The 11,956-nt window shown below is 40.5% G+C and carries 14 protein-coding genes, 1 tRNA gene and 1 riboswitch; of the genes, 6 read left to right on the forward strand and 9 right to left on the reverse strand.

Annotated elements, in window-relative coordinates:
* The 4 genes from B7692_RS01120 to B7692_RS01135 are packed head-to-tail and all read right to left on the reverse strand — an operon-like array spanning position 1 to position 3,089.
* On the reverse strand, positions 1 to 603 hold the full coding sequence (locus B7692_RS01120) for an L-threonylcarbamoyladenylate synthase (RefSeq protein ID WP_084929663.1): 603 nt from the start codon (positions 601 to 603) through the stop codon (positions 1 to 3).
* The gene (gene prmC, locus B7692_RS01125) at positions 587 to 1,423 is read right to left on the reverse strand and encodes a peptide chain release factor N(5)-glutamine methyltransferase (RefSeq protein WP_084929664.1); all 837 of its coding nucleotides are present in this window, start codon (positions 1,421 to 1,423) and stop codon (positions 587 to 589) included. Before prmC ends, B7692_RS01120 begins: the two co-directional genes overlap by 17 nt.
* A complete protein-coding gene (prfA, locus tag B7692_RS01130; protein ID WP_001028807.1) occupies positions 1,423 to 2,502 on the reverse strand; it encodes a peptide chain release factor 1 in 1,080 nt (359 codons plus the stop codon). The genes prmC and prfA overlap by 1 nt, the downstream gene beginning before the upstream one ends.
* Positions 2,499 to 3,089, reverse strand: coding sequence for a thymidine kinase (locus tag B7692_RS01135; protein WP_000068125.1), 591 nt, complete (start codon positions 3,087 to 3,089; stop codon positions 2,499 to 2,501). Before B7692_RS01135 ends, prfA begins: the two co-directional genes overlap by 4 nt.
* 123 nt (positions 3,090 to 3,212) lie before the next feature.
* Here B7692_RS01135 and B7692_RS01140 point away from each other — a divergent pair, with 123 nt between their 5' ends.
* On the forward strand, positions 3,213 to 3,395 hold the full coding sequence (locus B7692_RS01140; RefSeq protein ID WP_001117401.1) for a 4-oxalocrotonate tautomerase: 183 nt from the start codon (positions 3,213 to 3,215) through the stop codon (positions 3,393 to 3,395).
* 138 nt (positions 3,396 to 3,533) lie between these two features.
* The gene (mnmE, locus tag B7692_RS01145; RefSeq protein ID WP_084929665.1) at positions 3,534 to 4,907 is read left to right on the forward strand and encodes a tRNA uridine-5-carboxymethylaminomethyl(34) synthesis GTPase MnmE; all 1,374 of its coding nucleotides are present in this window, start codon (positions 3,534 to 3,536) and stop codon (positions 4,905 to 4,907) included.
* 45 nt (positions 4,908 to 4,952) lie between these two features.
* Here mnmE and dapA read toward each other — a convergent pair whose 3' ends face one another.
* The 4 genes from dapA to B7692_RS01165 all read right to left on the reverse strand — a co-directional run bounded on the left by dapA (position 4,953) and on the right by B7692_RS01165 (position 8,082).
* Positions 4,953 to 5,888, reverse strand: a complete 936-nt coding sequence (gene dapA, locus B7692_RS01150; RefSeq protein WP_004254315.1) for a 4-hydroxy-tetrahydrodipicolinate synthase — start codon at positions 5,886 to 5,888, stop codon at positions 4,953 to 4,955.
* Between the two features lie 56 nt (positions 5,889 to 5,944).
* Entirely contained in the window at positions 5,945 to 7,021 is a 1,077-nt protein-coding gene (locus B7692_RS01155; protein WP_000542462.1) for an aspartate-semialdehyde dehydrogenase, read from the reverse strand.
* 379 nt (positions 7,022 to 7,400) lie between these two features.
* Positions 7,401 to 7,473, reverse strand: a tRNA-Thr gene (locus B7692_RS01160).
* Positions 7,474 to 7,572: 99 nt separating this feature from the next.
* The gene (locus B7692_RS01165; RefSeq protein WP_000737072.1) at positions 7,573 to 8,082 is read right to left on the reverse strand and encodes a QueT transporter family protein; all 510 of its coding nucleotides are present in this window, start codon (positions 8,080 to 8,082) and stop codon (positions 7,573 to 7,575) included.
* A riboswitch (PreQ1 riboswitch) is annotated at positions 8,080 to 8,176 on the reverse strand. Its footprint overlaps the gene before it by 3 nt.
* Positions 8,177 to 8,204: 28 nt before the next feature.
* On the opposite strand from B7692_RS01165, the gene B7692_RS01170 reads away from it, so the two are divergent.
* Positions 8,205 to 8,636 (forward strand): GtrA family protein, encoded by a 432-nt coding sequence (locus B7692_RS01170; protein WP_084929666.1) that lies wholly within the window; start codon positions 8,205 to 8,207, stop codon positions 8,634 to 8,636.
* 82 nt (positions 8,637 to 8,718) lie between these two features.
* On the forward strand, positions 8,719 to 9,099 hold the full coding sequence (mscL, locus tag B7692_RS01175; protein WP_084929667.1) for a large conductance mechanosensitive channel protein MscL: 381 nt from the start codon (positions 8,719 to 8,721) through the stop codon (positions 9,097 to 9,099).
* A gap of 40 nt (positions 9,100 to 9,139) precedes the next feature.
* Here the strand turns inward: mscL and hemH are convergent, their stop codons facing one another.
* Entirely contained in the window at positions 9,140 to 10,234 is a 1,095-nt protein-coding gene (gene hemH, locus B7692_RS01180) for a ferrochelatase (protein WP_084929668.1), read from the reverse strand.
* Between the two features lie 153 nt (positions 10,235 to 10,387).
* On the opposite strand from hemH, the gene pepT reads away from it, so the two are divergent.
* Together pepT and B7692_RS01190 are read left to right on the forward strand one after the other, a co-directional pair.
* Positions 10,388 to 11,611 (forward strand): peptidase T, encoded by a 1,224-nt coding sequence (pepT, locus tag B7692_RS01185; protein ID WP_084929669.1) that lies wholly within the window; start codon positions 10,388 to 10,390, stop codon positions 11,609 to 11,611.
* A gap of 187 nt (positions 11,612 to 11,798) precedes the next feature.
* A partial coding sequence (locus tag B7692_RS01190; protein WP_205008222.1) for a transposase occupies positions 11,799 to 11,956 on the forward strand: 158 nt, incomplete at its 3' end.

The raw sequence follows: 11,956 nt of genomic DNA on the forward strand, positions 1-11,956 counted from the left end.
TTAAGCCTCCTCAAAAGAAATCTCTGGCAACCGAGCAAGAATATCTTCTCGCTTAATGGCCCCTTGGCGTAAGATTTTCACCTTGTCTCCAGACAAATCCAAAATAGTTGAATCCTGTCCAGTTAGAAAAGCATCGTCTTCCAGACCCAAAACCTCTTGGTCAAAATCCTCTAGAATTTGCTTAAATGTCACTCCACTTGCCTGACCTGAAATATTGGCAGACGGTCCAATCAAGGGCCCCGTCTCTCGAATCAAATCAAGGGTAATGGGATGACTCGGCATCCGAAATCCAACAGTTGCAAGGCCAGAATTGACCCAATAGGGAACTCGGTCATTGGCTTCAAGGATAATGGTCAAGGGACCTGGTAAAAAGGTCTCTACAAGTTTTTGTAGATAAGTTGGCTGATTCTTTGAAAAGTTCAAGATATCCTCTAAAGAGGCGATATTGAGATTAAGCGCCTTGTCTCTTGGACGACGTTTGAGCTGGTATACATGATTAACTGCTTTTTCGTCTAGAGCTTTGGCAAAGAGACCATAAACTGTCTCGGTAGGTAAAACAACCGCCCCACCCTTTTCCAACTCTTGTCTAATCCTGTCCATCATCAACTACGACCATCCTATCTTGACCAAATTGGTCCTTGAGTGTTCGAACTCGCTGTTCAGGAAGATGTTTCCTAAAAAGTTCAGGAACACTTTGACCTTGCTTGTATCCAATTTCAAGGTAAATCTTACCACCATCTTTGAGATAGTCTTTTGCATCTTCCGCAATTCTACGGTAAATAGCTAGGCCATCCTCGTCTGCAAAGAGAGCTAGATGAGGTTCTGAATGCAAAACATTCAAGCCGACCTCTGACGCATCTTCACGAGAGATATAGGGTGGATTGGAAACAATTATATCATATTTTTCAGAAATTTCTGTAAAACAGTCAGATTTTTTTAAAAATATTTGAAGATTTTGATTTTTAGCATTTTCGCTAGCTAAATCTAAAGCATTTTGGGAAATATCTGCTGCTGTCACTGACCAAGCTGGTCTATTTTTTGATAAGGCTAGAGCAATAGCTCCACTACCTGTTCCAATATCCAGAACTGAAAGATTCGTCTCAGGATTTTCAGCCAGGATAAGCTCCACCAACTCCTCTGTTTCTGGACGAGGGATCAATACTCGCTCATCAACTTTTAACTGCATTCCATAAAAATCTGCCTGTCCAATGATGTACTGTGCCGGTTTATGAGCTGCTAACTGTTGGAAAATTCCTTTTACAAATACTTCTTCCTCTTCCGTCACTTCCTGCTGGAGGGCAAAAACGAAATCTGTAAAAGATAGATTTTTCAGGCTACGATAGACAAAAGAGAGGCTTTCAGCTTCCTCTCCTTGTCTTATCAACTCTTCTTCAAAATCTGAAAATAATTGAGCTAATTTCATTATTTGTTTAATTCTTCTAATTTTTGTGTTTGGTCATAGAGCACCAAGGCATCCACAACTTCGTCCAATTTACCAGACAAAATGGTATCTAGTTTTTGGAGAGTTAAGCCGATACGGTGATCTGTGACACGGTTTTGTGGGAAGTTATAAGTACGAATCCGTTCTGAACGGTCCCCAGTACCGATTGTCGACTTACGCTCAGCGTCTTGTTCATCCTGAGCAATCTGAGCAAAGTGGTCAGCAACACGGGCACGAATGATTTTCATGGCCTTCTCACGGTTCTTCTGCTGGGTACGTTCTTCCTGCATCTCAACCTTGATATTGGTTGGCAAGTGAACGATACGAACAGCAGTCGCAACCTTATTGACGTTCTGTCCACCAGCACCAGATGCGTGGTAGATGTCAACACGAAGGTCTTTTGGATCAATATCGTATTCTACTTCTTCGACTTCAGGCATGACAAGAACTGTCGCTGTCGAAGTATGTACACGGCCTTGGCTTTCTGTCACAGGGACACGTTGCACACGGTGGGCACCTGATTCGTACTTAAGCTTAGAGTAAACAGACTGACCTGAAACCATGGCAACGACTTCTTTGAAACCACCGACACCGTTCATAGAAGCTTCCATGACTTCAAAACGCCAGCCTTGAGCTTCCGCATACTTTTGGTACATAGTTAGAAGGTCTCCGGCGAAAAGTGCCGCTTCGTCACCACCAGCCGCTCCACGGATTTCAAGGATGATATTCTTATCATCATTTGGATCCTTTGGAAGGAGCAAGATTTTCAGTTTCTCTTCGTATTCTTCTTTTTCAGCCTTGGCATCTTTGAGCTCTTGCTTGGCCATTTCTTCCAAGTCCGCATCTCCGCCTGATTCCTTAATCATCTCTTCAGCATCTACGATGTTTTGAAGGACTTGTTTGTACTCACGGTAGGCTGTCACCGTATCACGACTTGAAGCCTCTTCTTTTGAAAGCTCCATGAAACGCTTGGTATCCGATACCACATCTGGGTCACTGAGTAGTTCTCCTAGTTCTTCATATCGGTCTTCTACAGCTTGTAGTTGATCATAGATGTTCATTTTTCTTCATTCTCCTTATTGATTTCAGGGGCAAAATAATGTTTACGGCAAACTGAGATATAGGTTTCATTACCACCGATCTGAATCTGTTCTCCATCATAAACGGGCAGTCCATCCTGTGTACGCAACACCATAGTCGCCTTTTTCTTACAATACTGACAGATGGTCTTGATTTCGTCAATCTTGTCTGCTAAGAGCAAGAGATATTTGGAACCTTCGAACAGTTCATTACGAAAGTCATTTTTCAAACCAAAAGCCATGACGGGTATATCTAACTCGTCCACAACACGAGCTAGGTCGTAAACATGGTGACGCTTGAGAAACTGGGCTTCATCAACCAACACACAGTAAGGTTTTTCTGGTAAATCTCGGATATAACCGAAGATATCAGTTGTTTCCTCAATCGCAATGGCAGGGCGTTTCATACCGATTCGACTCGACACATAGCCAACACCGTCACGCGTATCAAGAGCTGAGGTCATAATCACAACACCTTTTCCTTGCTCCTCATAGTTATAGGCTACTTTAAGAATCTCGATTGTCTTACCAGAGTTCATGGTCCCATAACGATAATACAACTGTGCCATGTTTCTTGCTTCACGTCCATTTCTAAATTTTTGCTACATTCTAGTATATCATAATTTTCTTAAGCTTTAAACGGCAAAATGTGCTAAAATAGAAGAAATCAAAAACTAGTGGAGGAAGCCATTATGCCATTTGTACGCATCGATTTATTTGAAGGACGCACGCTCGAGCAAAAGAAAGCTCTTGCTAAGGAAGTAACGGAAGCTGTTGTCCGTAACACTGGAGCACCTCAATCTGCTGTCCATGTCATCATCAACGACATGCCAGAAGGAACTTACTTCCCTCAAGGTGAAATGCGCACCAAATAAGCTAGCTTAAGCAGAATTGCTTAGGCTTTTTCAATCTCCAAGTAGCATCCATTGAAGAAATAGTTCAAATTTGTTACAATTTGAAAGGATACTTGGAAAAATTTCCAAGAAAAGAGCTATTTAATTAAAGGAAACATTATGATTACACGTGAATTTGATACCATCGCTGCCATCTCTACTCCACTAGGTGAAGGGGCTATCGGTATTGTCCGCCTGAGCGGAACAGAAAGTTTTGCAATTGCGCAAAAGATTTTTAAAGGAAAAGACTTGAACAAAGTTGCCAGCCACACTCTCAACTACGGTCACATTATTGATCCTCAGACAGGAAAAGTCATGGACGAGGTTATGGTTGGGGCTATGAAGTCTCCAAAGACCTTCACTCGTGAGGATATTATCGAGATTAACACTCACGGTGGGATTGCAGTCACTAATGAAATATTACAACTAGCGATTCGTGAAGGGGCTCGCATGGCAGAACCTGGTGAATTTACCAAACGTGCCTTTTTAAACGGTCGCGTAGATTTGACACAGGCCGAGGCGGTGATGGATATCATCCGCGCCAAGACAGACAAGGCCATGAACATTGCGGTCAAACAACTTGATGGTTCCCTTTCTGATCTTATCAATAATACCCGTCAAGAAATCCTCAATACACTTGCCCAAGTTGAAGTCAATATCGATTATCCTGAGTACGACGATGTTGAGGAAGCCACTACTGCTGTTGTCCGTGAGAAGACAATGGAGTTTGAGCAATTGCTAACCAATCTCCTTAGAACAGCCCGTCGCGGCAAAATCCTCCGTGAGGGAATTTCTACAGCAATCATCGGCCGTCCCAACGTTGGGAAATCAAGCCTTCTCAACAACCTCTTACGTGAAGACAAGGCAATCGTAACCGATATTGCTGGTACGACACGTGATGTCATTGAAGAATACGTCAACATCAACGGTGTTCCTCTAAAATTGATTGACACAGCTGGTATTCGTGAAACGGATGACATCGTGGAACAAATAGGTGTTGAGCGTTCGAAAAAAGCTCTTAAGGAAGCTGACTTGGTGCTGCTAGTACTAAACTCTAGCGAGCCCTTAACTGCCCAAGATCGCCAACTTCTTGAGATTAGCCAAGATACAAACCGTATTATTCTACTTAATAAAACCGACCTGCCTGAAGCGATTGAAACTTCAGAACTTCCTGAAGACGTTATTCGTATTTCAGTCCTAAAAAACCAAAATATTGATAAGATTGAAGAACGTATTAACAACCTCTTCTTTGAAAATGCTGGTTTGGTTGAGCAAGACGCTACTTACTTGTCAAATGCCCGTCACATTTCCTTGATTGAGAAGGCTGTTGAAAGCCTACAAGCTGTTAATGAAGGTCTTGAACTGGGGATGCCTGTTGATTTGCTTCAAGTTGATTTGACTCGTACTTGGGAACTCCTCGGAGAAATCACTGGAGATGCTGCTCCTGATGAACTTATTACCCAACTTTTTAGCCAATTCTGTTTAGGAAAATAGGAAAATCCATGATCGTTGTTGCGGTCATGGATTTTATTGTCTTTATCAGTAATCTGGTCTTAAGACCCCTGTTACAGTTGCCTTGGTTGCTTCGTAGTCGCCATCTACGACAACCTTGATAATGCGTTTGGCATCTTCTTCTGGTGCTGGAACTAGAGGTAGACGAGTTGGTCCAGCTTCAAATCCCATGTAGTTAAGAACCGCCTTAACAGGAGCAGGACTTGGATAAGAGAAGAGAGCATTGACCTTAGGAATGAATTTACGCTGAATAGCTGCAGCTTTCTTCATATCGCTTTCTGCAATGGCCGTAAACATCTCGTGCATTTCATCCCCATTTGTATGAGAAGCAACAGAAATAACCCCGTCAGCACCAAGGTTCATGGCATGGAAAGCATCTCCATCCTCACCTGTATAAATCAAGAACTCCTCTGGCTTGTGCTCAATCAAGTAAGCCATATTAGCTAAGCTAGTACATTCTTTGACACCGATAATATTTGGATGATCAGCCAAGCGAAGCATAGTTTCTGGAGTCAATTCGACAACCACACGACCTGGAATGTTATAGATAATAATTGGTAGGTCAGAAGCATCTGCAATAGCTTTAAAGTGCTGATACATTCCTTCTTGAGAAGGTTTGTTGTAGTAAGGTACAATAGCAAGCCCAGCCGCAAAACCGCCAAATTCCGCTACTTCTTTGACAAACTCAATAGAGTCACGCGTATCATTAGTACCCACACCCGCAATCAAAGGTACACGTCCATTGACAATCTTCTGTACAGCTGCAAATAGCTCCAATTCCTCATCGTGAGTCAAAGTTGGACTCTCAGCTGTCGTCCCTGCGAGAAGAATTCCATCCGTATGATGCGCCAACAGATGCTCAATCAAGGCTGGAATGGCATCAAAGTTGATGGAACCATCCTCGTGGAAGGGAGTAATAAAGGCTGTGATGATTTTACACTCTTTTAAATCTTTATAAGACATGAGAAACACCTCTCTATTTCAAAGAAGGAGTTCATCTGAACTCCTAAATTATATGACTATTTTAATTCAAATTTCAATTCAGCTGTTGGACGAACCAATCCACGTTCGTGAAGAGTTTCTGCAATCTGAACTGAGTTCCAAGCAGCACCTTTGAGAAGGTTATCTGAAACAACCCACATGTGAATTCCTTTTTCTGCATCCAAGTCTTTACGGATACGACCAACAAAGGTATCACGCGAACCCACGGCATTGATGGCTTGAGGATAAATTTGATGAGCGACATCATCCTCAAGAACAGCACCTGGGAAGGCTGCGATAGCTGCTTTTACTTCTTCGATTGGAGCCACTTCTTTTGTTTCGATGTAAACAGACTCAGAGTGAGCTGACAAGACTGGAATACGCACACATGTTGCAGATACTGCAATACTGTCATCTTCCATAATTTTCTTAGTTTCCTTAGTCATCTTCATCTCTTCGTAAGTGTAATCATTATCAGTGAAGACATCGATTTGTGGAAGAGCATTGAAGGCGATAGGATAGTGTTTCTTGTCACCACCTGAAGGCAAGATTTCCGCATGTAAATCACGTGGTTTCACTCCATCATTCAAGACTTCACGAAGTTCACGTTGTGTCTCAAGAATTGCTCCCATACCAGCACCTGAAACTGCTTGGTAAGTTGAAACAATGATACGGTCCAAGCCCCATTTTTGGCGAACTGGCTCAAGAGCCACCATCATTTGGATTGTTGAACAGTTAGGGCAAGCAATAATCCCGTTGTGGGCATCAAGTGCGTGAGCATTGACCTCTGGAACAACCAAAGGAACATCTGGATTTTGACGGAAGTAAGATGTATTATCTACTACTACCGCTCCAGCTTTAACTGCGTATGGTGCATATTTAGCTGATGTAGAACCACCTGCTGAAAAGAGAGCAATATCAACTCCTTCAAAAGCTGTTTCAGTCGTTTCTTCAATCGTAATATCTTGATCTTTAAATTTCAAAGTCTTGCCTGCTGAACGTGCAGAAGCAAGTAAACGAATTTTATCAATTGGAAGTGTTGATTCTTCCAACATTTTTATCATCTGAGCTCCGACAGCACCTGTCGCGCCGACTACAGCAACTGTATATCCCATAAATAACCTCTTTCGGAATTTTCTAAAAATTTCTATAATAGATGTATTATACTACTTTTTCCATGAATTGCAAAGCTTTTTCATCAATTTTGGAAAATAAAAATCCCCAGTCGTTAGACCAGGGACTAAGAGGCATCTTCATGTGATGAGCAGGTTCACACAACTCATCAAGGTCCGCTCCTGCGTTATGACCTCCTTATGCTCAATAGTAGCCCGAAGACTACCTATCGACTCATCGCGCCTATTATATTACTAGAAATAAGTGATTTTGTCAATAAAAAATTTTTGCAGGATGACTTTTATTATACAAAAGTCAGAATTTTTTCTCGCGAGCATAAGAAAAAAACTCTTGTGTTCAAGAGTTTCTCTGTAAATATCATGCTAATTGCCGGGATTGAACCGGCGACCTCATCCTTACCATGGATGCGCTCTGCCAACTGAGCTAAATCAGCTTACTTAAGAAGTATACTATAGTTAGAAAAACTTGTCAAGTTTCCTTAGAAATTTTCCATAAGAAAAAGCCAGGTAAGAGCCACCTAGCTTCTCTTCGTCTATTTGCTTAAATCAATTCGACGACCAATTTTACCAATGATAATCGCACCAATAATTAATGAGGCAAATTCACCAATCCCTGTTGTGAACCAAGTAAGGAAAAATGGTAATTGCGCTACGATATTCAACTCTGCAGCGATAGTAAACATGGAAATTGAAAAGAGGATTGAAAAGAAGAAATGATCTTTTCGAATTAATCCATTAAAGAGGTAATCTTTGCTGTATTTTGCAAAAAGCCAAACACCTAGACTAAGGAATACTAGGGTTGATCCACCACCAACAAAGACATCTAGCAGTCCGAAGCTAAAGAAATTAGCAATCATACAACCGATAGTAACTCCGATAATGTACTTTGGATTGTAAAAAGCCATAAAGTTCATCATTTCTGAAATACGGAACTGATAAGCACCGTAGCTAATGGCATTTAGGGGTGGTGTGACAGTTAAAACGACATAGATAGCAGCAACGATTGCAATATCTGCAACATCACGAATAGTTAATTTTTTCATCTTTTCTCCTTTGGCGGTTGCCCGCGTGTAATATGCTTGGTGAAAGAAGCTAAGCACCAAGGGTTGATTCAATCAACCTTACTAGTATAGCACAATAACTTGCTTTATGCTATACTAAAAGTATGAAAAAACCTATTCAAAAATTTTTTAACAATGAAATCTTAGCATATCTCTTTTTTGGCCTTGCAACAACTCTAGTTTCGATTCTCTCACGACTAGTCATTTATCAACTAAGTCATCAGGAACTCCTTGCTACTGGCCTAGCAAATATTATTGGTATCCTATTTGCCTTTAGCACAAATGATAGGATTGTATTTAAGCAAGCTAGGCAGAATTGGCCAAGACGTTTAGTGAAATTTTCTCTTGCCCGCCTTTCTACTTTTCTGTTAGACTTGCTCCTTACTTTTCTATTTGTAACCCAGTTTCCCCACATCATAGGTCAATTCGTAAATGAAAATCTTGACAAAATCAATGCAATCGAAACAGTTCTTGCACAATTATTGATAATTATCCTTAATTATATTTTTAGTAAGGTTTTTATTTTTAAAAAATAAAATTTCTGAGCATATATCTTGCAAGCTTTTTTTAATTAATATATAATGAAGTATAAACTTTTTTTGAAAGGAAATTATGAAAATGTTAAAAGATCTTAAAGCATTTTTGCTTCGTGGTAATGTTGTTGACCTTGCTGTCGGTGTGATTATTGCCTCTGCTTTTGGTGCTATCGTAACTTCATTTGTTAACGATATCATCACTCCACTTCTATTGAACCCTGCTTTGAAAGCTGCAAAAATCGAACGTATTGCTGAACTTTCATGGAATGGTGTTGCTTACGGTAACTTCTTGAGTGCTGTTATCAACTTCCTTGTAGTTGGTACTGTGCTATTCTTTGCGATTAAAGCAATGGAAAAAGCTCAAAACCTTACTAAGAAAGAAGAAGCTGCTGAGGAAGCTCCAGCTGCTCCAACTGAGTTGGAAGTACTTCAAGAAATCAAAGCCCTTCTTGAGAAAAAATAATCGATTAAAAGGATCTAGCGCAAAGCTAAATCCTTTTTCTTTACTCTTTCGGCAACTTACCTGCTTTCTCTAGCATTTTCTTGATCAAATAAGGCATCTTAACATTTTCACGACCTTTTTTCTCAATCAGTTTTTTCACAAATTCTGGCATTTGTAAATCTTGAGATTCGGCCAAAATGTTTTTAGTCTCGTCTGAAGGAACTAACTCATCAAAGGTTTCTTCTTCTGGAAGAAATTCCTTAAATTCTTGATTTTCATTGACTCTAACTGTATTGACCAAAGCATCAATCAAACGAGAATCCGTATTTGGCATTGGTGGACGATGGTAGTTTACCCCAAATTCCTGACATAAGTCATAACATTCCACATCATTATCAAACAAGACTTCAATATGCTCACTGATGAAGCTGATAGGAACAAAAATATAATGGTCTGGATGTTCTTTCTGTTCTCTGAGATACTCTAAAACATCTGGCTTAATCCATGGAATCCCGATATCACTTTCACTCTGCCAAGTGTTAGTATATTGCTCTGAACTCAAGCCTAGTTTTTCAGAAACTAGCTTGCTATTTTCAAAAATTTGATCGATATAAGGGTCACCAAAATCCAAGGCAAAAATGGGCACACTGTGGGCTGAAAAGATGACTTTAAAGCTATCCTGCTTTACTTCTTCTTTTAAAATCTTAGCAATTTCATCTGCCCAATAGTTTAGCAAGGCCTCTTCTTGATACCAGTCCTTAATGACTAAAAATTGAATTTGCTTGCTTTCTAAAAATTTCTCATAACCCATGACAGAGTAAAAAGAATAATGGGGCTCCAAAATCAGGCAAATACACTGTTCAATGCCGTCTGCTTCCATTTGACCAATCACATCTGGAATAAAAGGTCTGGAAAATTTATTGGCAAAATAGACACTATACTCATTCCCCAGTCTAGCTTCTACTAAGGCAACCTCTTCACGGGTAATTCTTTGCAGAGGCGTACCTCCAATAAGTACATAATTATCATAGAGTGTTTGAATCTCGTGGTCTTGAGGTCTCACCCCACGACGAATATTTGTGAAAAAATCAGCTACACCTTCAAAGGTAATCTCTTCTGGCGAACCGAATGTCATCATTAAAATTGCTTTTTTCATAACTTCTTCCTTGTGATATTTTTATCAAGTTTATTTTATCATGAATTCACCAATAAGTAAACGCTAACATAGGGACATTCTCAATCTTCTGTCTTTTGTTTTTCTCTTCTTTCTATGATACAATGGAAAAAATGAATTCAAAAGGAGTTTTTTATGACTTACCCCAATCTCTTGGACCGCTTCTTAACCTACGTTAAGGTCAACACGCGCTCTGATGAACACTCTACTACTACTCCAAGTACACAGAGTCAGGTTGACTTCGCAACCAATGTTCTTATCCCTGAAATGAAACGTGTTGGACTGCAAAATGTTTATTATCTGCCAAATGGTTTTGCAATTGGGACCTTACCAGCCAATGATCCATCTTTAACGCGTAAGATTGGCTTTATCTCCCACATGGATACTGCTGACTTTAATGCCGAAGGAGTTAATCCTCAGGTAATTGAAAACTACGATGGTGGTGTGATTGAACTTGGAAATTCTGGTTTTAAACTCGATCCAGCTGACTTTAAGAGTCTTGAAAAATATCCAGGACAAACGCTCATCACAACCGACGGAACAACCTTGCTAGGGGCTGATGACAAGTCTGGTATTGCTGAGATTATGACAGCCATTGAATATCTAACTGCTCATCCCGAAATCAAACACTGTGAGATTCGTGTTGGTTTTGGTCCAGATGAGGAAATCGGTGTTGGTGCTAATAAATTTGATGCAGATGATTTTGATGTGGATTTTGCCTACACTGTTGATGGTGGTCCACTAGGTGAACTTCAGTACGAGACCTTCTCAGCAGCTGGTTCTGAAGTGCATTTCCAAGGACGTAATGTCCACCCTGGTACTGCCAAAGGGCAAATGGTCAACGCCCTTCAGCTAGCAATTGATTTTCATAATCAACTTCCAGAGAAAGACCGACCTGAGTTAACAGAAGGTTACCAAGGCTTCTACCATCTTATGGATGTGACAGGTAGTGTCGAAGAGGCGCGTGCAAGCTACATCATTCGTGATTTTGAAAAAGATGCCTTTGAAGCGCGTAAAGAAGCTATGCAGTCTATCGCTGATAAGATGAATCAAGAACTTGGTAGCGACCGTGTCACCCTAAACTTGACAGACCAGTACTACAATATGAAAGAAGTCATTGAAAAAGATATGACTCCAATTACCATTGCCAAAGCAGTTATGGAAGATTTGGGTATCACTCCTATAATCGAACCAATCCGTGGAGGGACAGACGGCTCTAAGATTTCCTTTATGGGAATCCCAACTCCTAATATCTTTGCGGGAGGAGAAAATATGCACGGACGTTTTGAATACGTCAGCCTTCAGACTATGGAACGTGCAGTTGATACCATCATTGGTATCGTAGCTTATAAAGACTAAAAAGACGAGGTAGCTCAGCTACTTCGCCTTTCTTTTTATTATGTGACTATTAGTCCGTCTCGCTCCGTTAGGTGAGAGACAAAAAAACCACCGCTATGCGGGTGCGCGTCGAAGGTTATACCAAAAAAACTCCGAACGCGATACAATAAAGGTGTTCAAGCCAATTGTAAAGCGAAAGGAGAAAAATATGGCACAAAAGGCTCATAGTTTATCGCACACAAAGTGGCACTGTAAGTATCACATTGTGTTCACCCCTAAGTATAGACGAAAAGTTATCTATAATCAATATCGAAGTAGTTTAGGCGAAATATTTCATCGCTTGTGTAGCTATAAAGGAGTTGAAAT

This window comes from Streptococcus mitis, assembly GCF_002096925.1.
In the GTDB taxonomy this organism is placed as follows: Bacteria; Bacillota; Bacilli; order Lactobacillales; family Streptococcaceae; genus Streptococcus; species Streptococcus mitis_AF.